This is a genomic window from Butyricicoccus sp. AF35-5AC (assembly GCF_003477715.1).
In the GTDB taxonomy this organism is placed as follows: Bacteria; Bacillota; Clostridia; order Oscillospirales; family Butyricicoccaceae; genus Agathobaculum; species Agathobaculum butyriciproducens.
The window spans coordinates 62,460-86,648 of sequence record NZ_QUDX01000006.1; the positions used below are offsets into that span (position 1 = coordinate 62,460).

Consider the following 24,189-nt stretch of genomic DNA (forward strand, 5'->3'; position numbering starts at 1 on the left):
CCGGGTGCGGCGGACCGCCTCAAAAATCCGTGAAAAAAATTTTTTAGAAGCTGGAACCTTTTTAGACGTGCTTCGTCTAATAGAGAGAAAGAGAGCAGATACTGCTCTCTTAGAAAGAAGGCTTTTTACATGAAAAAAACACTGATGGTATTTGCATGCACGGCTCTGCTGGCTGCATCGCTTTCGGCCTGCGGCAGCAAGCCCGCCGAAAATACGGATACCGGTACAGCATCGTCTGCGGCGGCCTCGTCCTCGAGCAGCGAACAGCAGCAGGAAAATACGCTCACCGGCTCGCTCGATGAGAAGAAGAACGGCATGTTCGTTGTAACGGATGCTGAGGGTGCCGCCTATGAATTTACCTACGATCCCTCCAATACGCCGAAGGGTCTGGACGATGCCGCAGAGGGCGATTCGGTCACTGTGACTTATACGGGCACGGTATCCGAGGTCGATTCGTTTGACGGTACGGTCGTTTCGGTCGAGAAAGCTGAGGCAGCACAAAATTAAAGACGCGGCTTCTTGCGCAGGCTCCGGTCGCGCTGCCGCGGCTCCTTGCGCAGACTCCGTCGCGCTGCCGCTTGGAAAGAACGCAAAAAAAATCCCCTGCCGGGGACAGATTTTCTGTCTCCCCGGCAGGGGATTTCGCTTTTCAGGACTTCTGCTCTGCCTTGTCCAGATACATCAGATAATCCGCCTTGCGGATAGCCTCTGTGATCGGATGCACGCCGCAGATGCCGCCGATGCTGACCGAAAGCTGAACATCTGCAAACTCCGACATGCGGATGCCGCGCACGGCCTGCTGAATCTGCTTTTTCTTGTCGAGGAAGACCTCCTCGGTCATACGCGGAAACAGCAGCAGGAACTCGTCACCGCCGTAACGGATCAGAATATCGGTCTTGCGGATGCAGGAGCGCACCGCGTCCGCAATGTCGCGCAGCGCCGCGTCGCCTGCGGCGTGGCCGTAGCGATCGTTGATAAGCTTGAAGCTGTTCACGTCGATCAGCGCCACGCCCTCCATGCCCTCAAGGTGGGTGCGGTAGGTTTCAAAATAACGGCGCGAATAGACGTTGGTCAGCGGGTCGAGGAACAGCTGCATATCCTCGCCGCGCGTGCGGTCAAGCAGAAAACGTGAGCCGTTTGCGTCGATCCAGCGGCCCTCGTTGAGCCGCGAGACCAGCTCGAGCACGCAGGGCGTGCCGTTGATCGTAATATACTTGGAGATGACGAAATACATCTCATTTCGTGTAAATTCGAGCTTATTGAGCGTAGTATGCTCAGCATACGCCCGTGCAGAGATGCAGTTGGCGCAGCCCACGTCGGTATCCCAGAATGCGGCGCAGCGCTCACCCGTGCGGTGCAGAACGCCGTCCGCATCGAGATCGAGCACGGCGTATTTCGTCGGGTCAACCAGACGGACGACATCAAAGAACGCGCTCAGACGCTGTATATCATTGGTGATCGACGGCTCGTCCGTTGCGCTTTTGTCTGTGCAGCGGAAGGGCGCACAGCTGTCCTGCACTTTCTGCGTGTCGGTCAGACAGCCGATTACGCCGACATAGTGACCGGGGGAGAACGGCGACCAGAGCGTACGCATCCGGATGTTGTGCCAGTGCTGCTCGTGCCCGACCGGCAGGAGCAGGCTGAGCGAAAGCTCATTGTTCTCGGGCGTTGTGGCCTTGAGGGCGGCTCTTAGCCGCGCAATATCGGCCGGCCGCAGCAGTCGGAGACTGTCCGGTTCATGCACGTTCAGTATCGTGCGCTGCTGCTGCCGCGGACGGCTTTGGTCGGCTATTATGACGATATCGGCGGGAACGTCATACTCAAACTGCACATCGCCGCAGCAGGAGACAAAGAAATCCAGCTTTTCCTTGACATAATCCAGCTCGCGCTGGGCGCGGTCGCTGAGCGGTACATCGCTCTTTTGCAGCAGCTCGGCAGACAGGCGCTTTGCGTCGCGGTGGAGCACCTGATCGGCGGCGAGCGTCGGCAGTGCGCTTCGGAGGCGCATGCTGATCTCATGAAGGCAGTCGAGCAGCATCGGGTTGAACGCGCCGCACTCTCCGTTGAGGATCATGGTGATGGCGGTGTCGTGGCTGTACGCCTTTTTGTAGCAGCGGTCACTGGTCAGCGCGTCAAATACGTCCGCCAGTGCGACCACCTGCGCCGAGATCGGGATCTGTTCACCGAGCAGACCATCCGGATAGCCGCCGCCGTCCCAGCGCTCGTGGTGCCAGCGGCAGATCTCGATAGCGACCTTGACCAGCGGCTCGTCGCGGTATTGCGTCAACTCCTCGAGCATGGATGCGCCGACGGCGGGATGGGTGCGGATGATGTTGAATTCCTCGGGCGTCAGTGCGCCCGTCTTGTTCAGAATGCTCTCGGGGATGCTGATCTTGCCGATGTCGTGCAGGGCGGACGCGGTGGTGATGAGGCGGATCTTTTCCTCGGTCAGACCGTATACATCGGTCTTTTCGGTCAGCTTGCGCAGCAGCATTTCGGTCACGGTCTGCACCTGAAGCACATGCTGTGCGCTCTCACTGTTGCGGAACTCGACAATATGACTGAGGATGCCGATCATGACATGGCTGTTTTTCTCGTTCCGATAGATTTGGTCGGAGACCATGTCCATCAGCCGCTTCTGGTTGGCGTAGAGCGTGAGCGTGTTTTTGACGCGGCGCTGCACAATGAAGGAGTCGAACGGACGGCGGATATAGTCGGTAATGCCAAGGCTGTAACAGCGTTCGATAACCGCACGGTCCTCGGCGGCGGAGATCATGATGACTGGCAGCTCCTCGATCCAGCGGAACTGATTCATGCGCTCGAGCACGCCGAAGCCGTCAATTTTCGGCATATTGATATCCAGCAGCAGCAGGTCGATGTGCATATCCTGCTGGATCATGAGGAGGGCCTGCGCGCCGTCCTCTGCCTCTGCGTAGTCATATTCCTCGCCGAGAATCGCCTTGAGCATTTCTCGGTTGAGCTCCGAGTCATCAACAATCAGAATTTTCTGTCGGTTCATAGTCGTTCGACCGCAGCCGGGTCGCTCTCCCTCCCTTTGTTTACCGGAATTTGACCGGTTGCACAATTATATTATACTACCAATGCGATGCGGAATAAAGGAAAACTTCCGTCAGCGCCAACGGCGGAAATTTCTGTTGTGCAGGAGCGCGGCAGCATGTTATAATAAAAGATAAATTATGCCGACCTGCGGCACAGACAACGAACAAGAGAGAGGACACCATCATCGGTATGAACAGACACAAACGGGTAAAATGCGCTCTGGCGCTTTTGACCATGCTGACGGCGGGGCTGTTGTCCGGCTGCGCCTCGGAGGCGGCATCCGACAGCACACTTCCGACGATTACCGTCGGCAGCGACACCTATCCGCCTTATGTTTATATGGATAATAACGGCGACATTACCGGTCTGGACGTGGATATTGCGGAGGAGGCATTCCGCCGCATGGGATACCGCGCGGAATTCACCACGATCGACTGGGAACAAAAGACCGAGCTGGTCGATAACGGAGAAATCGACTGCATATGGGGCTGCTTTTCCATGGACGGCCGCGAGAACGACTATCAGTGGGCGGGACCGTATCTGGTGAGCCGTCAGGTCATCGCCGTCGGCGCGCAGAGCGGCATCGAGCAAATGAGCGATCTTGCCGGAAAGACCATCGCGGTGCAGGCTACCGGCAAGCCGGAGGCGATCTTTCTGAGCGGAGGCGAAAACGTCCCGGCCTTCCGAAATGTCATCAGCCTCGCTGACCGCGGGGTGCAGTATGCCATGCTGGACTGCGGCTATGTGGACGCAGTAGCAGGACACGAGGAGGCTATCCGGCAGTATATGAAGGACTACGGCGCGAACTTCCGCATTCTGGATGAACCGCTGCTGACGACCGGCATCGGCGTGGCATTTTCCAGGCACGACACACGCGGTCTTGCGGCGCAGCTGACCGAGGTTGTCGCGCAGATGCGAGAGGACGGCAGCATGGAACAGCTGGTCGGAAAATATCTCGAGGTACCCGCACACAGTCTGGAGGTGGAGCAGCTTGAACAATAATTCCCGACGCATTGTCTTACGAAGGACGTTCTGGTGCCTGTGCTTCGCAGCGGGGCTTTTGTTCCTCAGCGCGGTATTCCTGCTGTCCCGGCACGCGGATATGCGGGACTGCGAGCAGCGCATGACCGAACTGATCGACTTTGTAAAGGAGCAGTCCTCCTCCTATGTGCAGTATAACGAGACTGCCGTGGCCAAGGCGCTCGTGCGCGGAACGACCGCCGTTCAGGAGCTGGAGGGCGTGACGCTTGACTGCGGCGAGGATGAGCTGCGGCAGTATGCGGAGCGGCTGGGGCTGACCGGCATTTCGGTGCTGGACACGAACGGCAGGCTGATCTGCGAGTACAGCACGGACGGCATCGGCTATACCCGCCTGCAAACCGATTTGGAAGCCGAGCGCGTGCTCGCCGTGATCGGTCATCCGCAGAGCACCTATGTTCGGCGCGTGCAGCTGACCGACGGCTCGTTTGCCGACGTTGCCGTGCGCAGCTGTTCGGACGACCGCGGCGCGGTGCTTGGCTGGCGGCACACCGGGGCGGCGTTCGCAAAGAAATCCGTGCTCTCCGTGCAGAATCTGCTCGACGGCTACGACGCCGAGACCACGGGAACCGTGCTCCTGTCGGACGGCAACCGCGTAACCGCGTCGGACGATCTGTCCCTCATCGGTACGGATACCACGGAAAATGATCTGCTCCGCCGCATCCGCTCGAGCGGCCATGCCGACCGGCTGGTCTATGCCGGACGCAGGGGACTGACCCAATATTACGGCATGTACAGCCACGGGCGCAACTTCTACTACTATATATATGTCCCGGGCAGATTGCTCTACACGAAGACGCCGGTCAATTTGGCTGTGTCGTTCCTCGCCTGTGCGGTCGTTCTGACGCTGCTTCTGTTTGTGCGCCGAGGCACGGAAAAGAGCTTTCTCCAGCAGCAGAAAACGCTCGAAAAGGAATATCAGACCTCGCTTGAGCAGAAAAACGCCGAGCTTGAACGCGCCATCCGTCAGGAAACGGCGGCAAACCGCGCCAAGCGCGAATTTCTGTTCAATATGTCGCACGACATCCGCACGCCGATGAACGCGATCATCGGCTTCACCTCGCTTGCGGCCACCCATATCGACAACCGCGAGCAGGTGCTCGACTACCTGAAAAAGACCGCGACGGCGAGCCAGCATCTGCTCTCGCTCATCAACGATGTGCTCGATATGAGCCGCATCGAGAGCGGCAAGGTTTCTCTCGAGCTGCGTCCGGTGCAGCTGCCCGAGCTTGTGCACGACCTGCGCGATATCATCCAGTCGAGCATCACAGCCAAGCGCATCTCGCTTTTCATCGACATGGTCGATGTGGAGGATGAGGATGTTGTTGCCGACCCTATGCGTCTCAACCAGATTATGCTCAACATCCTGTCCAATGCCATTAAGTTCACCCCGGTAGGCGGCATGATCACCCTGCGCATCGTTCAGAAGCAGACCGCGCCGCATGGCAGTGCGGACTATGAATTCCATATCCGTGACACCGGCATCGGCATGAGCTCGGCGTTTCAGGAGCATATCTTCGAGCAGTTTGCGCGCGAGGAGACCTCAACCGTGAGCAAAATTCAGGGAACCGGCCTCGGTATGGCGATCACGAAAAATCTGGTCGATATGATGGGCGGCAATATTTCGGTCGAGAGCGAGCCGGGGAAGGGTTCGGAATTTACAGTTTCCCTGCGCTTTCCTATCAGCGGAGAGCAGACCGTGCCGCAGCGTATCCCCCAGCTTGAGGGTCTGCGCGCGCTTGTGGCAGATGATGACACCGACACCTGTCTGAACGTCAGCAAAATGCTGCGAATGATCGGCATGCGGTCGGACTGGACGACCTCGGGACATGAGGCTGTCGTCCGTACGCAGGACGCGATCGAGCAGGGCGACGGCTTCTATGTCTTCATCATCGACTGGATGATACCCGATCTGAACGGCCTTGAGGTCGTGCGCCGCATCCGCAAGCTGATCGGCAGCAACACCCCAATCATCATCCTGACCGCCTACGACTGGACGGATATCGAGGTTGAGGCAAAAGCCGCAGGCGTGACTGCGTTCTGCGCCAAGCCACTGTTCATGTCCGAGCTGCGCCGCGTACTGGCTGAGCCGTTTCTTTCGGCAGAGCCTGCGGAGCAGACGGAGAAAAAGGCGGATTTCGCCGGAAAACGGCTGCTGGTCGTCGAGGATAACGCCCTCAACCGCGAAATCGCGGTGACGATGCTCGAGGAAGGCGGGTTCGAGGTGGACACGGCGGAAAACGGAAAGGTCGCGGTAGACAAGGTGCGCGAGAGCGCGCCCGGGTATTATGATCTGGTGCTGATGGATATTCAGATGCCGGTCATGGACGGTTATGCGGCTGCGCGTGCCATCCGCGCTCTTCCGGATGCCGAAAAGGCGGGTCTGCCCATTGTCGCCATGACGGCGAACGCCTTTGACGAGGACAGACAGAACGCAGAGAAGGCCGGTATGAACGGCCATCTTTCCAAGCCGTTCGATATGCAGCAGCTGCTCACGATGCTCCGGGAGAAGCTGTCGCCGTAACGCTTTCATTTTCATCGCGTTATTCGACAAGGAAGCTGCCGGATCAGATTGAATAGGAAACGCAGGAAGCGTCCGTTAGGGATGCCTTCCTGCGTTTTTCTTTGCACACTGCCGGTACGGCGGATTTTTTTACCTTTTTTTGCCCAGAAAAGGTTTACATTGCTTATTAATTGGCTTATGATAAAATCTGACAAAGGAGGTGGGTCTGTGCACAGAGTACGTCAATGGTGGGTGCATCTGTCCATTGTGAACAAGGCGATCGTGCTGAGCTGCGCATTCGTCATTCCCATTCTGCTGGTGGTGGGACTGTTAATGAACGATTTTTACGATTACCGCGAGAAAAGCAATGATATCCTGTCCGAATATGCACGCTGCACGGACTACATGAACGCCATGGAGCAGGAAAATGCGCTTCTGAGCGAGCTGACGTTTGCGGCGCCCGGGTCCGATACGATCGACAAATATGCGGACGCCGTGCAGGACACCGCCTGTGCGTGGGAGCGGCTGCGCAGCGCAGAGACCGACGGCAACACGCAGAGCGAGGTGCTCAAGCAGGTCATCGACCGCACGATGAAAAGCTATCGAGTCCGTCAGGAGACGTTCATCGCGCAGCTGCATGGCGGCACATTTGACGCGGTGAACTACGAAGCTCTGCGTACACAGGGCAGCTATCTGACGCAATACACCGACCAGCTGACGGCGGCCTTTCTGATGGAGGGACGCGAGGGTTATCTGGTCCTCGGTCAGCGGGGTACCGCGCAGAACATGGTATTTACCATCGTAGCCGCGATCGGCAGCGTGCTGTTTGCAGGCGCGATGCTGTACTACGCACGCAGCCTGCTGCTGCCGGTACAGCAGATGAGCCGCGGTGCACACCGCGTCGCGGATGGCGAATACGACATTGAGGACTTTAACTTTGCACGCTCGGACGAAATCGGTATGCTCGCCGACTCGTTCAACCACCTCAAGCACCAGATTGCGCGGACGATTCACGCACTGGAAAGCGAAGCACAGCTGGAAAAATCCCTGCGTCAGCAGGAGAGCGAGGCAGCACGCCTGCGGCAGCTGATCGAGCAGAGTCGCTTTGCGCAGCTGCAGAGCCAGATCAACCCGCATTTTCTGTTCAACACGCTGCAGAGCTTGGCCAACATGGCCGGAATCGAGCAGGCGACCGTCACCGGCGACATGGTGGTGCGGCTGGCGAACTTCTTCCGCTACACGCTTGACCATGACGACAGCGTGGTAACACTCGACCGCGAGCTTGCGTTGCTGCGCGACTACATTTCCCTGCAGGAGCTGCGGTTCGGTGAACGCATTTCGTTCGAGATGGACTGCGACAGCCGCTGTGCGGCCTGTGAACTGCCGAAATTCACACTGCAGCCGATTGTGGAAAACTCTATCGTACACGGCATGCGCAGCCGCAGTGCGGGCGGCCGCATCCGCATTGTCACTGAGAGCACACCGAATGGCTGCCGCATCCAGATTACGGACAACGGCGGCGGCTTCTCGCGCAGCAAAATGAAACAGAACACCGCCGAGGGACACCGGTCCATCGGCCTGCAGAATATCGCGGGACGCATTGCGCTGTCCGGCGGCAGCTTCCGCATTGTCAGCTGTCCCGGATTGGGCACGACAGCCCGCATCATACTGCCCATGAAAGGGGAAGAGCATATATGTTAAAGGTACTGATCGCGGAGGACGAACCGCTGAGTCTGCAGAATCTGAGCGGACAGATGCGCGATTTGCTTGGCGCGGATGCACTCATCGAGGGAGTTGCGAACGGACGGGAGGCGGTTGAACGCGCCCGTCAAATTCAGCCGCAGCTGGTGCTGATGGATATTGAAATGCCGGTGATGAACGGCCTTGATGCGGCAGCCATCATCCACAAAGCCATGCCGGAAACCCACATTGTATTCCTGACTGCCTTCGACCGCTTCGATTACGCCGTAGGCGCCATGCGGGCCGGCGGAACGGATTATCTGGTCAAGCCGTTTGACAGCGCACAGATTACCGCCTGCCTGCGCAAGCTGAATCTGCTGCCGGAAAGCCGTCCGGCGGTATGCGGGGACAAGCCGGGAAATACGTTCTGCACCCAGTTTTCCGTGTGGCTGGAGCATCATTACATGCAGGATGTGTCGCTTGATCAGGCGGCAGAGGCGATGGGCATGAGTTCGTTCTACTTCTCACGCTTTTTTCGCACCTCGTATAACCAGACCTTCCTTGAATACTTGACCGCCTACCGTATCGACCGTGCGGTTGAGCTGCTGCAGCAGACTGATATTCCGGTACGGGAAATCGCTGTTCGGGTCGGCTATACGGATGCAAACTACTTCACGAAGGTGTTCAAGCGGCATTTGGGCGTAACGCCTACCGAGTACCGCAATCATAACGCAAACTGAACGAGCCGCGCGGCAGAATTTACGGAATTTATACGGAAAATTTACTATATCTTCCAAAATGTTTATGCAAATGTCATAAAATAGAATGTGAAAATTTTCAGTACGCTGTGATTTTACCTGTCTACCGCAAGTATTTACGATGTTGCCGAAACTGGTCACCCTATATAATAGGAGATGGAAAGATGAATAAACGCTTTCGGTGTGTGATCGCTGGATGGCTGCTGCTCATGCTCTGTGCATGTACCGGCGGCACGGACGAGCCGCATATCCGCTATTACCGCCTTGCCAGCGGGCAGAGCGAAAACTACCTCGCCAATCAGGCGTGTCAGCGCTTCTGTGATCAGGTGCGCAGGGAAACGGACGGCGCGATACAAATTCTGCCGAGCTTTGATAACGAGCTTGGCACCGATGCATCCGCACTTGAGCAGTGCGTGTACGGCGGCATTGATTTTGTACGCACGCCAATCTCGTCTGCCGCAGCGTATGCACCGCAGCTTGCGGCGCTGCAGCTGCCGTACGAGTACACCTCGGACAAGCACCTGTTCCGGGTGCTGGACGGCGCAGTCGGTCAGCAGGTAATGGCCTCGCTCGAGGACAAGGGCCTTACCGGTTTAAGCTATTTTTATGCCGGTTACCGGTGCTTTTTCACGACAGGAAAGGCGATCACCTCACTCGATGACATGAAGGACCTGCGGCTCGGCACCGAGGATTCCTCGCAGATGAAGCAGGTCATTCCGATGTGGGGCGCCGAGGCGGTGACGCTGCCGCCGGATGAGATCGCGCTCGCGCTCCGCACTGACCGGATTGACGGCGCCGAGAGCACGCTGCCTACCTATGTGGACAGCGGCTACTATCAGCTTGCACCGTACTGGACGTACGACCGACATTCCTACAACGCGGATGTGCTGGTCGCGTCCTCGGAAACGTGGGAAACGTTCTCACAGGAGGAGCAGACCATCATTGAGCGATGCGCCGCTGAGGCGGCTTCGTGGCAGCGCGACCACTGGCAGAGCGCAGAGGTTCGAGCAATGCTGCACGCATCCCGCAGCGGCTGCTACATGGCGCTGCTCGATGAGGAGCAGGCCGAAAAGTTCCGTGCGGCGGTGCAGCCGATTTACGAACACCTTTCCGATGCGCAGAAGGAGGTCGTGCAGGCCGTACAGGCACTGGCCGACAGCGATTAGCGAGAACCCCTCCTTGTGCATAACCAGTTTGTTCGCAAACGTCCGCAAAACGGCGTTTTCGATAGAGGAAAACGAACAAGGAGGCTAAAAAGATGAAAATCAAAAGATTGATGGCAGGTCTGCTTTGCGGTGCAGTCGGTGCGGCAACCCTTGGTTTGTCCGGCTGCGGCAATGCCGCGGACAGCGGCATGATGGATGCGGCAAACGCCAATGCAGTTGCAGGCGGCAGCAGTGATCTGCCGGTCATCACCTGGAAGATGGGTTCCACCTGGGGTGACGGCAACATTCACTTCACCTGTGACGAGCGCTTCTCCGAGCTGGTCAGCCAGCTGACCGACGGACGCTTCACCATCACCAACTATCCGGAGGGCTCGCTTTGTGCGGCAAACCAGCTGTTTGATTACGTCCAGAACGGCACCATCCAGTGCGGCGGTGACTGGGGCGGCTACTGGAGCGGCAAGGATACCGCTTTTGAGCTGCTCTCCACTACAATGGATAACTTCACCGGCATGGACTACTACATCTGGATCACCCAGGGCGGCGGCCTAAAGTGCTATCAGGATATGTACGGCAAGTACAACATGACGTATTTCCCGATTATGATCAACCACGCAGAGTCCGGTATCCGTTCGACCAAGCCGATCACTTCTATCAAGGACATGCAGAGCATGAAGATCCGCCTCGGCGGCGTTATGGCCGGCCGTGCAGCGGAAAAGCTCGGCATCAACATCACCACCGTTGCGGCAAGCGAGCTGTATGAGTCGCTGCAGCGCGGCGTTATCGACGGCGGCGAGTTCTCCACGCCGTGCTCGGATGATTCGCTGAAATTGCAGGAGGTTGCCAAGTACTGGTGCTCGCCTGCATGGTATCAGTCCGGCGGCGTCAACGGCGTTATGATCAACAAGGATGCATGGAATCAGCTCCCTGAGGAGTACCAGAACGCCATCCAGATGGCGGCTGAGATCTGCACCTCCGAGCAGCTGTCCCGCTACCTGTGGATGGATTTCGATTCCACCAAGAAGATGCTCGAGGAGGACGGCTGCGTCGTCACCAAGATGAACCAGGACGACTGGAATACCATCCGTGAGACCTGCCGTCAGGTTTACGAAGAAGAAGCTGCGAAGAATGAAAACTTCAACATGGTATACAGCTCTATGCAGGATTACCGTGAACATGCCGATACCTACCGTGCAATGCTCGGTGACTACGGCTGGGGCTTCAACTACGATGAATCCGAAAAGTGACCGACAGAGTGTTCCGTGCTCTCTTTTGAGAGCACGGAGCCTCAGAAGATGAGGTGTAATATATGAAAGTGATCAAACGCATCTGCGATGTGATCGACCTCGTCAATGACTGGATCGGCAGGATTGCTTCCTTCGCCGTTCTTGGCATTCTCGCGGTCATTGTTACCGAAGTCGTGCTGCGCCGTTTGTTCCACAGTCCGCAGATCTGGACGATGGACGTCATCTGCATGACCTTCGGCTGCTACATTATCATGGTCTGCGCCTACGGCTTCCAGAAGAAGGCCTTTGTTGCGGTTGATGTGCTGTATGCACGGCTTAAACCGCTTGCGCAGAACATTCTGCACCTGATTACCTATCTGGTGTTCTTTGTTCCGTTCGTATTCGTGCTCGTGCCCGAGAGCTTCGGATTTTTCCTTCGCTCGTATACCACGGGTGAGCGCGGCTACTCAGTATGGGCGCCGCCGGCATGGCCGGTCAAGCTGGCGCTGTTTGTCGGCATGACGCTGCTCGCACTGCAGGGCATTTCCGAGATGCTCAAGTGCGTGCGCGGCATCGGTGAAGCCGTTTCCGGCACGGATGATACGAAGGGAGGCGACGCTGCATGATGGAAATGCTGACCAATCTTGTCACGCAGTCCGGCGTGGGCGCAACACAGCTCAGCGCGATCCTGCTTGGCGTATTGTTCCTTACTATGATCATCGGTCTTGCGACCGGTCAGGAGCTTGCGTTCGTCCTCGGCGGCGCCGGTGTTATTATCGGCTATCTCGCCTGGGGCGGCCCGGGTATCACCATCGCCATGACCAAGGTGTACGACCAGATGCAAAGCTATTCCATGGTCGCCATTCCGATGTTCGTGCTGATGGCAAACTTTTTGACACATTCCAAGGTCGCGGATGGGCTGTTCCTCTCTATCCGCTACCTGCTTGGTCCTCTGAAGGGCGGTCTCGGTCTGGCAGTGATCGTGGTTTCCACCGTGTTCGCTGCCACGACCGGTATCGTCGGTGCATCCGTTGTTACCATGGGCATGCTGTCCGTACCGGTGCTGCTGAAGTGCGGCTATAAGCCGTCTCTCGCGTGCGGCATGGTGTGTGCGGGCGGTTCGCTCGGCATCCTGATCCCGCCGTCCATCATGCTGGTTTCGATGGGCTCCTATGCGAATGTATCGGTCGGCAAGATCTTCTTCGCCGCTATCGTTCCGGGTCTTGTTCTGTCGCTGTTCTACATGATTTATGTGTTCGTCATCTGCCATATCCACCCGGATTACGGTCCGGCGATGACCACTGAAGAGCTGGCTGCCATGCCGCTGCGTGAGCGCATCACCGGTTCGCTCATCAACCTGATCCCGCCGGTCATCCTGATCGTCGGCGTGCTCGGTTCTATCTTTACCGGCTGGGCAACCCCGACCGAGGCGGCAGGCGTAGGCGCGCTGTTCTCGCTCATCCTCGCCATCTTCTACAAGCAGTTCAGCTGGAAGATGCTGTACGATTCGCTGATCGACACCGCAAAGACATCTGCGATGGTATTCATCATCCTGTTCGGCGCGTCTGCCTTCACCGGCATCTTCATGTCGCTCGACGGCGACCAGCTGATTGCAACCTGGATTTCGAGTGTTGGCATCGGCAAGTGGGGCGCGTTCGCAATCATGATGGCGATCGTATTCTTTATGGGCATGTTCCTCGACTGGCTGGGCATCGTTATGATCGTATTCCCGATCTTCCTGCCGATTATGGATATGTTCGGCTTCGACCGCCTGTGGATCGTCGCAGTTACGGCTGTTATGCTGCAGACCTGCTTCATGACGCCGCCGTTCGGCTTCGCACTGTTCTACATCAAGGGCATTGTGCCGCCGTCGGTCAAAATACAGGAAATCTACCGCGGCGTTATCCCGTTCATCCTGATTATCATCGCAGTGGTAATTCTGGTAACGGTATTCCCGCAGGTTGTATATTTCCTCCCGAATCTGGTAGCATCTTAATCTTTCTCCTGAGCCTTCCGGCAGCCACCTGTGCCGGAAGGCTCATCTGCAGTAAGAAATAGCAGGCTTTGGGCAAATAATGCCTATGGACTGTGCAGGATATGGTGTTATACTGGATAAGTACGCAAAAAAACGTACTATTTGTTACCTGTGTTATTTTACAGTTCAATGCGGTTCCCTCTCACCGTGAAAAGGGACATGTGTAGATGCGTTTGAACTGTGGAATAAATTTCTGTCTGCCGGATTGTTGGAGTATTTGCCGGCGGCAGCCCCCTCCGGGCTCTCTGATCTGTTGGAAATCAGAGAGCACTTGCTTATTCTTGCGTGGAAAAATTCCGTAAATCGCTTGACTTATCGAAAAATTTCGGGTATAAGATTATATTGAACAGTCAAAAATTCGATGTTATACTATTATATAATGTATGCCTGTTTGAAGCCTGAACGGTATGGTCAGGCTTGGTTTGCCGAAAAGGTCAATATTCATGCAGCTTCAGCCAATTCGCGCGACAGCGCGTGTAAAATAGCATTTGCTTTGCAAATGCAAAAAAGTCGGGGCGAGTACCTGACTTTTTGACTTCTGGAGGGAGAAAGTTTCTGTATTGGAACTTTCGGACGACTTTGGAACGGCTCACGGTCCGTTCCTGCTTGTCGGCGAAACTGTAGTTTCGCCGACAGCCTAAGCCTGAACGGTGCGTTCAGGCTTTCGGTATATCATACTGCAGCATCGTTAAAGGAGGGGATTTATCGTGCAGACGCAGATTTTTATGGTGCATAAGCGGCATCTGGGACTGCGGGCGCCGACGGTGCTTGCCGTCGGCTTTGCGCTGACGATTCTGGTGGGTGCGCTGGTGCTGATGCTGCCGGTCTCGGCGGCAGACGGACAGATAACGCCGTTTCTCGACGCGCTGTTTACAGCAGCCTCGGCGAGCTGTGTTACCGGACTCGTCACGGTCAGCACGGCAGTGCACTGGTCGGTATTCGGCAAGTGCGTCATCCTGCTGCTGATTCAGATCGGCGGACTCGGCTTTATGTCCGTCGCGGCTATTGCGTCGTTTGTCCTGCGGCGAACGATCACGCTGCACGAGCGCATGGTGATGAGCGCGGGGCTTAATCTGTCGGACGGCGGCGGCATTGTCCGTCTGACACGGCGCGTGCTGTTCGGCACGTTCATCATCGAAGGGACGGGAGCGGTTCTGCTGTCCTGCCGGTTCGTGCCGCATTACGGTTTCCCGAAGGGAATCACAATGGGCGTGTTTCACGCGGTTTCGGCATTCTGCAACGCAGGCTTTGACCTGATGGGCACACCGGACGATCCGTTTCAGTCGCTCATCGGCTGGGCGGAGGATCCGCTCGTGAACATTACGCTGATGGCGCTCATCGTGCTCGGCGGTCTCGGCTTTTTCGTGTGGAGCGACGTGTGGGACAAGCATAGTTTCTGCCGTCTGCGCCTGCACACGAAAATCGTGCTGACGGCCACGGCAGGACTGCTGCTGTTCGGCTTCGGCTGGACGCTGCTGTTCGAGTGGAGCAATCCGGCAACGCTCGGTGCGTTTGATACTCCGCACAAGCTGCTTGCGGCGGCGTTTGAGTCCGTGACCCTGCGCACGGCAGGCTTCAACACCATCGACCTCGGCGCGCTTACCGGCCCGAGTCAGGCGGTGTCGTGCCTGCTCATGTTCATCGGCGGATCGCCCGGCTCAACAGCAGGCGGCATCAAGACCGTGACGGCGGCCGTGCTCGTGCTCACGGCCATCAGCGCCTTCTGCGGGCGCACAACGGTTTCGGCGTTCGGCCGGACGATTGCGCCGCGCAGCATCATGAACGCCGTAACCCTGCTCATGGCAGGCGGCGTGCTCTGTCTGGTCGGCGCCTGTGCGATCGCCGGAATCGAGGACGCACCGTTTCACCAGTGCCTGTTTGAAGCGGTCTCCGCGTTCGGCACGGTCGGTGTGTCCATGGGTCTGACACCGACGTTGGCGGCGGCTTCGCGCGTCATTCTGATCGTGATGATGTATATGGGCCGTGTCGGTGTGCTGACGCTCGGCGTTGCCGTTTTCATGCGCCGCAGAGAGCCGCCAAGGCTCAAATACCCGGACGCAGATGTGTTTATTGGTTGAGGCAGCATTCCGCAATTACATTTTCGGCATTTTGCGTGATGATGCCTTTATGGTGAAGTAGATTAAGCAGTTATCCAAAGGAGAGACAGATATGAAATCCTTTCTGGTGATCGGCATGGGCCGATTCGGTACCGCCGTTGCGCAGGAGCTGACCGAGCTTGGTCAGGAGGTTTTTGCCATCGACGAGAACGCCGAGAGCGTGCAGCGCATCGCGGATGATGTGACGCAGGTCATGCAGGGCGACGCGCAGGACGAAGCCGTGCTGGGGGCCATCGGCGTGCGCAACTTCGACTGCTGTATTGTTGCGGTAGGTACGGATATGGAGGCGAGCATCCTCATCACAGTCATGCTCAAGGATCTGGGCGCGCAATACATCATTGCCAAAGCGAGAAGCACTGTGCATGCCAAGGTGCTCGAGCGCGTCGGTGCGGACCGTGTTGTCCTGCCGGAGAGCGAAATGGGCTGCAAGCTGGCACAGCGCCTGGCACATACCAACGTGGTGGATTTTATCGGCGTGTCGGACGAATACAGCATTCTGGAGATACACGCGCCGAAAAGCTGGGTCGGCAGATCGCTGGTGCAGCTTGACGTGCGGCAGAAGCATAAAGTGAATGTGCTCGCCGTCCGTCATGGTGAACAGGGTGCACTGGATGCAAGTCCTAAGCCGGATAGGGCCATCGAGCCGGATGATCTTCTGTTTATCATGGGCGAAAATAAATTTGTGAGCAGGGTGGTGGAACTGCATTGATTGAGATACAGAGCCGTCAGAATGCCGCGCTCAAGCATCTTGCGCGGCTGGGACGGGAACGAAAATACCGCCGGAGCACGGGGGAAATGCTGTGCGAGGGCGAAAAAATGCTGGGAGAAGCACTGCGTTCGGGCGCGAAGCTGAAAACCGTGCTTGTGAGAGACGGCTGGGACAGTCCGCTCGTCAAAGAGGCGGAAGAGCAGGGAGCATCGCTCTATTCTGCACCGGATGCGCTGTTCAAACTCGCAAGTGAGGTGGAAACGCCGCAGAACGTCATCTTTTCCTGCGAGCAGCCGCAGTGGACGGCGGACGCGCTGGACGGAGCCGGGCAGGTGCTCCTGCTGGACGGCTTACAGGACCCGGGCAACCTTGGCACGATCTTACGCACCGCCGAAGCGTTCGCGCTCGGCGCCGTTGTGTTGTGCGAGGGCTGCGCCGATCCGTTTTCACCCAAGGTCGTGCGCTCGACGATGGGCGCGGTGTTCCGTCTGCCGTGCGTGACGCTCCCGCTTGCGGAGGCTGCCGAACGGCTGCACCGGAACGGTCTGCCGCTGTACGCCACCGCGCTGCATGAGGACAGCGTGCCGCTTTCTTCGGTTTCGCTTTCCAAAGCCGCCGTTATCATCGGCAGTGAGGGAAAGGGCGTGACCGAGCAGGCGCTCTGTCTGTCCGACAGGCGCGTGATCATTCCCATGAAGGGCCGTGCCGAATCGCTCAATGCGGGCGTTGCCGCGGCCATCGTGATCTACGAAATGACAAAATGAGGAGGCGGGCACTATGCCGTCAAGACTCAGCTATGTTTGGCTTTCGCTCAAGCGCGGACTCGGCTCGCGCACAGCCGCCGAGGTACTCGATGCCTTCGGCTCTCCGGAGGCAGTGTTCGCCGCCGACCGGCAGGCACTGACAGCTGCGCCGTGTGAGCTGCGCAAGACCCATGTCGATCTGCTGTGCGACAAGGATACGTCCGAAGCAGAGCAGGTCATCCGCTCCTGCACGGAAAAGAATATCCAGATCATTACCATCGGTGACAGCGCTTACCCGGACCGCCTGCGGGCGATCCCGGATCCGCCGACCGTGCTGTATGTGCGCGGACGCTGGCCGGATTTCGACAGCGTTCCCGCCGTAGCCGTCGTCGGCACGCGCAAGGCGACGCCGTATGGCCTGAAAGTCGCCGATCAGATTGGCACAACGCTTGCCCGAGCGGGCATGATAACCGTCAGCGGCATGGCACTCGGCAATGACGGCGCGGCACACCGCGGTGCGCTGAAGGCGGGCGGTCTGACCGTTGCCGTGCTGGCGGGCGGTCCCGATGTGTGTTATCCGCCGCAGCACCGCAGCCTGATGGGCGATATCCTGCTCATGGGTGCCATCATCAGCGAATATCCGCCCGGCACCGAGCCGCACGGACGCAATTACCACCAGCGCAACCGTATCATCAGCGGTCTGTCGGTCGCGTCCGTTATCGTGGAGGCGAGCGACTGGCGTTCGGGTGCGCTCATTACCGCGCGTCATGCGCTCGATCAGGGACGCGATGTGTACGCCGTGCCCGGTCCGATCGACGCGCCGCAGTCGCAGTCGTGCAATGAGCTGATCGAAAAAGGCGAAGCCGCGCTGCTCAGCAGCCCGGTGACGCTCGTGCGCGCCTACGGCGGCATGATGCCCGAACAGGCGGTACAGCAGGCGTTCCGGCGTCAGACCGGCGAGTATCCGGAACCGGCTGCCAGAAGTGCTTGGGAGGACATTCGCAGGCGTGAGCAGCAGGCCGAACAGCGCCGCGCTGCTGCCGCAGAAAAGGCGAAGGCCGAACCCAAACAGCCGTCTGCGGCTGCAAAACCGCTGCCGGACGGCTTAAATGAGGATGAAAAGACCATCGTCACGCTCGTGCGGGACGGTGTGAGCACGCCCGAGGAGCTGATCGACCGCTGCGGTCTGGCAGCGCCGCGGGTGATGAGCCTTGTCACCATGCTGGAAATGGATGGGATTCTGCGCCGTGAAAAGGGCAGACTCATCCTCGGCACCTGGTGATAAGCAGGAGAGAGAAGAAAAGAAATACACGCATTCCGCACCGTAAGGTGCGCATTCAATAGAATTTCCGCAGGAAATTCATAAAAAGGGGGAGCATGTATCACCCTTTTTATACAAGTGCGGAGAAAAGTTTCGACGAAGGAGGAACTTTTCGCAGCCTTGGCCATATCTGAACAGAGTTCGGTATGGCCTTTCGATTGCAAGCGTGGTTGCAATCGAAGTAAGTTTTTGGAGGTTTTTATGTCTAAGTTAGTCATCGTGGAGTCCCCGGCCAAGGCAAAGACGATCGGAAAATATCTCGGTTCGGACTATGTCGTCAAGGCTTCGATGGGACATCTGCGCGATCTGCCGAAAAAGAAAATGAGCATCGATATCGAGCACGATTTCCAGCCGGAATATGTGCCGATCGAGGGTAAAGATAAAATCATCAAGGAAATCCGCAGCGAAATCCGCAAGAGCGATTTCGTCTATCTCGCAACTGACCCTGACCGCGAGGGAGAAGCGATTTCGTGGCACATCAAGGAGCTGTTCAAGCTCAAGGACAAAAATTCCCGCCGCGTGACCTTTAACGAGATCACCAAGCAGGCGGTCCGCTCGGGTATCGAGAACCCGCGCGATATTGATATCGATCTGGTAAATGCACAGCAGGCACGCCGCATTCTCGACCGAATCGTTGGCTATCAGCTGTCGCCGTTCCTGTGGCGCAAGGTCAAGCGCGGTCTGTCCGCAGGCCGTGTGCAGAGCGTTGCAACCCGTCTGGTCGTGGACCGTGAGAACGAGATCCGCGCATTCGTGCCGGAGGAATACTGGTCGATCGAGGCTCTGCTGCAGACCGCGGACGGCGGTCAGTTCACCGCGCGCTACTACGGCGACGCGAACGGCAAGGCCGAGCTGAAAAACGAAGAGCAGGCGATGCATGTTGTCAACGCCGTTACCGGCAAGCCGTTCACCGTCGGCAATATCAAGCGCGGCAAGAAAAAGCGCACCGCCGCACCTCCGTTCATCACCTCGACGCTGCAGCAGGAAGCCAGCCGCAAGCTGAATATGACGCCGCGCCGCACGATGAGCATCGCGCAGGAGCTGTACGAAGGTATTGAACTCGGTGAATACGGTCTGACCGGTCTTATCACCTATATGCGTACCGACTCGCTCCGTCTGGCGGACGAGGCCACCGCTGCCGCTGCGGGCTTCATTCGCGGCCGCTACGGCGAGGAATATTATCCGGGCAAGCCGCGTGTGTTCAAGACCAAGGGCAACGCGCAGGACGCGCACGAAGCCATTCGTCCGTCCAACGTGCAGCTGCTGCCCGAGGAGATCCGCAAGTACCTGACGCCCGATCAGTTCAAGCTGTACCGCCTGATCTGGTCGCGCTTTGTGGCCTGCCAGATGGCAGACGCCATTCTCGATACGGTTTCCGCCGATATCGTCTGCGAGGGTCAGGTGTTCCGCGCATCCGGTCATACGGTCGCGTTCCCGGGTTTTACTGCGGTTTACGAGGAAGGCACGGACGACGAGAAAAAGCAGGATTCCGCAGGAAAGCCACTGCCGCGCTTCGATCAGGGCGACAAGCTGACCGCCGAGAAAATCGAGCCGTCCCAGCACTTTACGCAGCCGCCGGCTCGCTACACCGAGGCATCGCTCATCCGTGCGATGGAGGAACGCGGCATCGGCCGGCCGTCCACCTATGCGCCGACTATCTCGACCATCATCGACCGCGATTACGTCACCAAGGAGAACAAGGCGCTCCGTCCGACGCCGCTCGGCGAAGGCGTTACCGGCCTGCTGGTTGACGAGTTCAAGTCGGTTGCCGATTACGAGTTCACCGCCAACATGGAGCACGAGCTGGACGAGGTCGAAGCGGGCAAGCTGAATTATATCCAGCTGCTGCACAACTTCTATGACGGCTTTGAAGCCGCGCTCAAGCAGGCGGAGATCGATCTGGAGGGCAAGCGCATCAAGATTCAGGACGAGGTGACCGACGTTATCTGCGAGAAATGCGGACGCAACATGGTCATCAAGTCCGGCCGGTTCGGCAAATTCCTTGCGTGCCCGGGTTTCCCGGAGTGCACCAACACCAAGCCCATCACCGAGGACACCGGCGCTGCGTGCCCGGTCTGCGGTGCAAAGGTCGTCAAGAAAAAGTCCGCACGCGGCTATGTGTACTACTCGTGCGACACCTATCCGACCTGCCAGTTTATGACGTGGGACAAGCCGCTCAAGACCAAGTGCCCGAACTGCGATTCCTCGCTGTTCCGCCACACCGACCGCGATTCCAAGGAGGTCACGGACGTTTGTCTGCGTGAGGGCTGCGGCTACAAGGAGCTGGTCAAGGAGGGTCTGTCGCCCGAGGAGACCGAAAAGCGCCGCAAGATGCGCGAAGCGCGTGCCGCCAAGGCTGCGGAACGTGCTGCCGCAAAGGAAGCCGACGAGAAGAACGGCGAGACCGAGGAAAAGGTCAAGAAGGTAACGAAAAAGGCGGCTGTCAAGAAATCCACCGCGAAGAAAAACCTGCCGTGGATGACCAAGACCACCAATAAATTCAAAAAGCTGAAGGACGAGGCTGTACAGGAGCTGACTGCCAAGCAGCAGGAGCAGTACGCCAAGGCTCTGGCAAAGTATGAAGCAGAAAAGGCGGCCGAGAAGGCGAAAAAAGCCGCTGAGAAGAAAGCAGCAGCGAAAAAGCCTGCCGCAAAGAAAAAGACCACGGCAAAGGAGAGCGCCGAATGAGTGAAATGGTAACAGTAGTCGGCGCAGGACTGGCCGGCTGTGAGGCTGCATGGCAGTTGGCACAGCGCGGCATCTCCGTGCGCCTGTGTGAGATGAAGCCGGTGCAGCACACGCCTGCGCACCACTCGGACGATTTCGCTGAGCTGGTGTGCTCCAACTCGCTGCGCTCGGACGAGCTGGCGAACGCAGCTGGTCTGCTCAAGGAGGAACTGCGCCGTCTGGACAGCCTTATCCTCTCCTGTGCGGATGCGCACCGCGTAGAGGCGGGCGGCGCACTGGCGGTTGACCGCGAAGCCTTCGCGGCAGCTGTCACCGAGAAGATCAAGAACCACCCGAATATCGAGGTGGTCTACGGTGAAGTGACCGAGATTCCGGAGGGCCGCGTTGTAGTTGCCTCCGGTCCGCTGACGTCGGATACGCTGTTTGACGCCATCCACGCCAAGGTCGGCGGTGATTTCCTGCACTTTTACGATGCAGCCGCGCCGATCGTCACGGCTGAGAGCATCGACATGGATTCTGCCTACGAGGCTTCCCGCTACGGCAAGGGCACCGCAGATTATATCAATTGCCCGTTCTCCCGCGAGGAGTACGAGGCGTTCTGGAACGCGCTGACCACCGCCGAGGAAGCGCCGGTGCACGGCTTCGAGGATTCCAAGGTATTCGAGGGCTGTATGCCCATCGAGGTTAACGCACGCCGCGGCTTTGACACGCTGCGCTTCGGCATTCTCAAGCCCATCGGCCTGCCGGATCCGAAAATCGGCAAGGATCCGTATGCGGTCCTGCAGCTGCGCCGCGACAACGCGAACGGCACGCTGTACAATCTGGTCGGCTGCCAGACCCACCTGAAATTCGGTGAGCAGAAGCGCGTGTTCTCCATGATCCCGGCGCTCCGTAACGCCGAGTTCGTGCGCTACGGTGTCATGCACCGCAACACGTTCCTGGATTCTCCGCGCCTGCTGGACGCGACTTACGCGCTCAAATCCGACCCGCGCATCCGTTTTGCGGGCCAGATGACCGGCGTAGAAGGCTATGTGGAGTCCACCGCCTCCGGCTGGGTGGCAGGCGTGGCAACCGCGATGGATGTGCTCGGCAAACCGATGCCGACACTCGACCGTCTGACCGCCACCGGTGCACTGGCGACCTATATTTCCGACCATACGGTCGCGAAATTCCAGCCGATGAACGTAAACTTCGGCATTATCGAGCCGCTCGGCTATAAAATCAAGGGCAAGCGGGAGAAGAACACCAAAATCTCCGAGCGGGCGCTCGAGCAGATCGAAAAACTGAAGGGAGAGCTTTAATATGAGGATCATCGTTGATGCGATGGGCGGCGATAACGCGCCCGAATCCGCTGTATGGGGCGGTGCGCTGGCTGCGAAGGAATACGGCGAGGAAGTGCTGCTGGTCGGCAAGCCGGAGGTCGTAGCGAATGTCCTCAAGGAGAAGGGACTTTCCGATGTCAAGGGCATTACCATCATGCCCGCAAACGATCTGGTCGATATGCACGACGATCCCGCAACGGTACTCCGCCGCAAGCCGGATTCGTCCATGGCGGTAGCGTTCAAGCTGCTCAAGGCCGGTGAGGGCGATGCGCTCGTTTCCGCGGGCAACACCGGCGCACTGCTCACCGGCGCGACGCTGTACGGCGGCCGCATCAAGGGCATCCGACGCGGTGCGCTGGCACCGGTTATGCCGTGCGCGAACGGTCAGGTTATGCTGTGCGATGCGGGTGCAAACACCGAATGCACCGCCGAAATGCTGCTGCAGTTTGCGTTCCTCGCTTCGCTGTACGCGGAGAAGATCAACGGGGTCGTCAAGCCGCGTGTCGGTCTTGTCAACAACGGCACGGAGGATACCAAGGGTGATCCGCTCCGCAAGGAGGCTTACGCGCTGCTGAAAAAGGCGGGCGACGAGGGCCGTCTGAATTTTGTCGGCAACGTAGAGGGCAGCATGGTGCCGCTCGGTGCGTGTGATGTTGCTGTCTGCGACGGATTTACCGGCAATGTGCAGCTCAAGACCATCGAGGGTGTAGCCAAGTTCATGTCGAAAGAGATCAAGGGCGTGTTCATGGCCTCTGTCGGTACCAAGCTGGGCTATCTGCTGTGCAAGAAAGGCATGGACGACTTCCGCGAGGTGTTCAATCAGGACAAGATCGGCGGCGCGCCGTTCCTCGGCATCGCAAAGCCGGTCATCAAGGCGCACGGCTCGTCCAACGAAATTGCGGTGATGAACGCGGTCCGTCAGGCCATCGCGTACACCAAATCCGGCATGATCGATGCAGTAAAGGAAAACATTCAGTACATGACGGTTTCCGAGTGATCCACAGGAAGAAGGAACAAAAATGCTGAAAATTGACTATAAATTCAAGGATGAAAGCCTGCTCCGGCTGGCGATGACGCATTCGTCCTACGCGAATGAGCACCACGGCACGCACCTGCAGTGCAACGAGCGCCTGGAGTTTCTGGGCGATTCTGTGCTGGGCTTTGTCACGGCGGGTTACCTGTTCACACACTATCCCGATCTGCCGGAGGGTGATTTGACCAAGCTGCGCGCGGCAGTCGTCTGCGAGGGCGCACTGGATGAGATCGCGCACGAGATCGGTATCCCCGAAGCCATCCGTCTGGGACACGGTGAGGAGATGGGCGGCGGACGCAAGCGTGCGTCCATTCTCGCTGACGCGACAGAGGCTCTGCTCGGCGCTATCTTTATGGACGGCGGCATCGAGCCTGCCCGTGCGTTCGTGCTGCGGTTTATCCCGCATAAGGTCGAGGTTGCGCTGGCAGGCGGCGCGTTCAAGGACTACAAGACCATGCTGCAGGAGATCGTGCAGAAGAACAAGCAGGAAACGCTGGAATACCGTCTGGCAGGGCAGTCCGGCCCGGACCACGACAAGCGGTTCACCATGGAGCTGCTGCTCAACTCCAATGTGTTCGCGCAGGGCATCGGCAAGAGCAAAAAGGAAGCCGAGCAGATGGCGGCGAAGAAGGCTTTGGAAAATATGGGATGCTGACGCTTATCGCCAAACCGCAATAGAGATAAACGGCAAAGAGGTCGAGAAATCGACCTCTTTTTTCTGCGTGACGCAGTTAGTCGTTGAAAAGATACTGCCGCAGTGGTAAAATAAAACTATCTATAATAAAGAGGTGGC

General features: G+C 58.0%; 18 protein-coding genes. 17 read left to right on the plus strand and 1 reads right to left on the minus strand.

Going from position 1 to position 24,189, the window contains the following annotated elements:
* Nucleotides 1-129: 129 nt before the first annotated feature.
* A complete protein-coding gene (locus DWZ82_RS09205) occupies nucleotides 130-507 on the plus strand; it encodes a hypothetical protein (RefSeq protein ID WP_118480351.1) in 378 nt (125 codons plus the stop codon).
* A 142-nt stretch (nucleotides 508-649) separates the two neighbouring features.
* Here the strand turns inward: DWZ82_RS09205 and DWZ82_RS15855 are convergent, their stop codons facing one another.
* Nucleotides 650-3,019, minus strand: coding sequence for an HD domain-containing phosphohydrolase (locus DWZ82_RS15855; RefSeq protein ID WP_118480353.1), 2,370 nt, complete (start codon nucleotides 3,017-3,019; stop codon nucleotides 650-652).
* Between the two features lie 230 nt (nucleotides 3,020-3,249).
* Between DWZ82_RS15855 and DWZ82_RS09215 the strand changes: the two genes are divergently transcribed.
* The 16 genes from DWZ82_RS09215 to rnc all read left to right on the plus strand — a co-directional run bounded on the left by DWZ82_RS09215 (nucleotide 3,250) and on the right by rnc (nucleotide 24,051).
* Nucleotides 3,250-4,062 carry a substrate-binding periplasmic protein gene (locus tag DWZ82_RS09215; protein ID WP_117489432.1) on the plus strand — a complete coding sequence of 271 codons (813 nt, stop codon included), beginning with the start codon at nucleotides 3,250-3,252 and terminating at the stop codon, nucleotides 4,060-4,062.
* Entirely contained in the window at nucleotides 4,052-6,622 is a 2,571-nt protein-coding gene (locus DWZ82_RS09220) for a hybrid sensor histidine kinase/response regulator (RefSeq protein WP_243022921.1), read from the plus strand. The genes DWZ82_RS09215 and DWZ82_RS09220 overlap by 11 nt, the downstream gene beginning before the upstream one ends.
* Before the next feature lie 207 nt (nucleotides 6,623-6,829).
* Complete coding sequence (locus tag DWZ82_RS09225) at nucleotides 6,830-8,302, plus strand: sensor histidine kinase (protein WP_158575163.1); 1,473 nt, start codon at nucleotides 6,830-6,832, stop codon at nucleotides 8,300-8,302.
* Nucleotides 8,296-9,021, plus strand: a complete 726-nt coding sequence (locus DWZ82_RS09230; protein WP_118480357.1) for a response regulator transcription factor — start codon at nucleotides 8,296-8,298, stop codon at nucleotides 9,019-9,021. The genes DWZ82_RS09225 and DWZ82_RS09230 overlap by 7 nt, the downstream gene beginning before the upstream one ends.
* Before the next feature lie 182 nt (nucleotides 9,022-9,203).
* Complete coding sequence (gene dctP, locus DWZ82_RS09235) at nucleotides 9,204-10,205, plus strand: TRAP transporter substrate-binding protein DctP (protein ID WP_118480359.1); 1,002 nt, start codon at nucleotides 9,204-9,206, stop codon at nucleotides 10,203-10,205.
* A gap of 92 nt (nucleotides 10,206-10,297) precedes the next feature.
* Entirely contained in the window at nucleotides 10,298-11,449 is a 1,152-nt protein-coding gene (locus DWZ82_RS09240) for a TRAP transporter substrate-binding protein (protein WP_110436436.1), read from the plus strand.
* 62 nt (nucleotides 11,450-11,511) lie between these two features.
* Entirely contained in the window at nucleotides 11,512-12,054 is a 543-nt protein-coding gene (locus DWZ82_RS09245; RefSeq protein WP_110436437.1) for a TRAP transporter small permease subunit, read from the plus strand.
* Nucleotides 12,051-13,424 (plus strand): TRAP transporter large permease, encoded by a 1,374-nt coding sequence (locus DWZ82_RS09250; protein WP_199667446.1) that lies wholly within the window; start codon nucleotides 12,051-12,053, stop codon nucleotides 13,422-13,424. Before DWZ82_RS09245 ends, DWZ82_RS09250 begins: the two co-directional genes overlap by 4 nt.
* A 746-nt stretch (nucleotides 13,425-14,170) precedes the next feature.
* The gene (locus DWZ82_RS09255; RefSeq protein ID WP_227600321.1) at nucleotides 14,171-15,541 is read left to right on the plus strand and encodes a TrkH family potassium uptake protein; all 1,371 of its coding nucleotides are present in this window, start codon (nucleotides 14,171-14,173) and stop codon (nucleotides 15,539-15,541) included.
* Nucleotides 15,542-15,632: 91 nt separating this feature from the next.
* Nucleotides 15,633-16,289 carry a potassium channel family protein gene (locus DWZ82_RS09260; RefSeq protein ID WP_118480361.1) on the plus strand — a complete coding sequence of 219 codons (657 nt, stop codon included), beginning with the start codon at nucleotides 15,633-15,635 and terminating at the stop codon, nucleotides 16,287-16,289.
* Nucleotides 16,286-17,053: a TrmH family RNA methyltransferase gene (locus tag DWZ82_RS09265; RefSeq protein WP_118480363.1), complete on the plus strand. Its 768-nt coding sequence runs from the start codon at nucleotides 16,286-16,288 to the stop codon at nucleotides 17,051-17,053. Before DWZ82_RS09260 ends, DWZ82_RS09265 begins: the two co-directional genes overlap by 4 nt.
* A gap of 13 nt (nucleotides 17,054-17,066) precedes the next feature.
* Nucleotides 17,067-18,314, plus strand: coding sequence for a DNA-processing protein DprA (gene dprA / locus DWZ82_RS09270; protein ID WP_118480365.1), 1,248 nt, complete (start codon nucleotides 17,067-17,069; stop codon nucleotides 18,312-18,314).
* A 240-nt stretch (nucleotides 18,315-18,554) separates the two neighbouring features.
* Nucleotides 18,555-21,041 carry a type I DNA topoisomerase gene (gene topA / locus DWZ82_RS09275; protein WP_118480367.1) on the plus strand — a complete coding sequence of 829 codons (2,487 nt, stop codon included), beginning with the start codon at nucleotides 18,555-18,557 and terminating at the stop codon, nucleotides 21,039-21,041.
* The gene (trmFO, locus tag DWZ82_RS09280) at nucleotides 21,038-22,342 is read left to right on the plus strand and encodes a methylenetetrahydrofolate--tRNA-(uracil(54)-C(5))-methyltransferase (FADH(2)-oxidizing) TrmFO (protein WP_118480369.1); all 1,305 of its coding nucleotides are present in this window, start codon (nucleotides 21,038-21,040) and stop codon (nucleotides 22,340-22,342) included. The genes topA and trmFO overlap by 4 nt, the downstream gene beginning before the upstream one ends.
* Nucleotide 22,343: 1 nt before the next feature.
* Complete coding sequence (gene plsX / locus DWZ82_RS09285) at nucleotides 22,344-23,360, plus strand: phosphate acyltransferase PlsX (protein ID WP_117489291.1); 1,017 nt, start codon at nucleotides 22,344-22,346, stop codon at nucleotides 23,358-23,360.
* Nucleotides 23,361-23,382: 22 nt separating this feature from the next.
* The gene (gene rnc / locus DWZ82_RS09290) at nucleotides 23,383-24,051 is read left to right on the plus strand and encodes a ribonuclease III (protein ID WP_117750987.1); all 669 of its coding nucleotides are present in this window, start codon (nucleotides 23,383-23,385) and stop codon (nucleotides 24,049-24,051) included.
* Nucleotides 24,052-24,189 lie beyond the last annotated feature (138 nt).

Bases quoted from the DNA above. Each gene is read 5' to 3' on its own strand.
- rnc (WP_117750987.1), top strand. From the start codon at position 23,383: ATGCTGAAAATTGACTATAAATTCAAGGATGAAAGCCTGCTCCGGCTG.
- DWZ82_RS09205 (WP_118480351.1), top strand. From the start codon at position 130: ATGAAAAAAACACTGATGGTATTTGCATGCACGGCTCTGCTGGCTGCA.
- DWZ82_RS09260 (WP_118480361.1), top strand. From the start codon at position 15,633: ATGAAATCCTTTCTGGTGATCGGCATGGGCCGATTCGGTACCGCCGTT.
- DWZ82_RS09250 (WP_199667446.1), top strand. From the start codon at position 12,051: ATGATGGAAATGCTGACCAATCTTGTCACGCAGTCCGGCGTGGGCGCA.
- topA (WP_118480367.1), top strand. From the start codon at position 18,555: ATGTCTAAGTTAGTCATCGTGGAGTCCCCGGCCAAGGCAAAGACGATC.
- DWZ82_RS09245 (WP_110436437.1), top strand. From the start codon at position 11,512: ATGAAAGTGATCAAACGCATCTGCGATGTGATCGACCTCGTCAATGAC.
- trmFO (WP_118480369.1), top strand. From the start codon at position 21,038: ATGAGTGAAATGGTAACAGTAGTCGGCGCAGGACTGGCCGGCTGTGAG.
- DWZ82_RS15855 (WP_118480353.1), bottom strand. From the start codon at position 3,019: ATGAACCGACAGAAAATTCTGATTGTTGATGACTCGGAGCTCAACCGA.
- plsX (WP_117489291.1), top strand. From the start codon at position 22,344: ATGAGGATCATCGTTGATGCGATGGGCGGCGATAACGCGCCCGAATCC.
- DWZ82_RS09240 (WP_110436436.1), top strand. From the start codon at position 10,298: ATGAAAATCAAAAGATTGATGGCAGGTCTGCTTTGCGGTGCAGTCGGT.
- DWZ82_RS09230 (WP_118480357.1), top strand. From the start codon at position 8,296: ATGTTAAAGGTACTGATCGCGGAGGACGAACCGCTGAGTCTGCAGAAT.
- DWZ82_RS09215 (WP_117489432.1), top strand. From the start codon at position 3,250: ATGAACAGACACAAACGGGTAAAATGCGCTCTGGCGCTTTTGACCATG.
- dctP (WP_118480359.1), top strand. From the start codon at position 9,204: ATGAATAAACGCTTTCGGTGTGTGATCGCTGGATGGCTGCTGCTCATG.
- dprA (WP_118480365.1), top strand. From the start codon at position 17,067: ATGCCGTCAAGACTCAGCTATGTTTGGCTTTCGCTCAAGCGCGGACTC.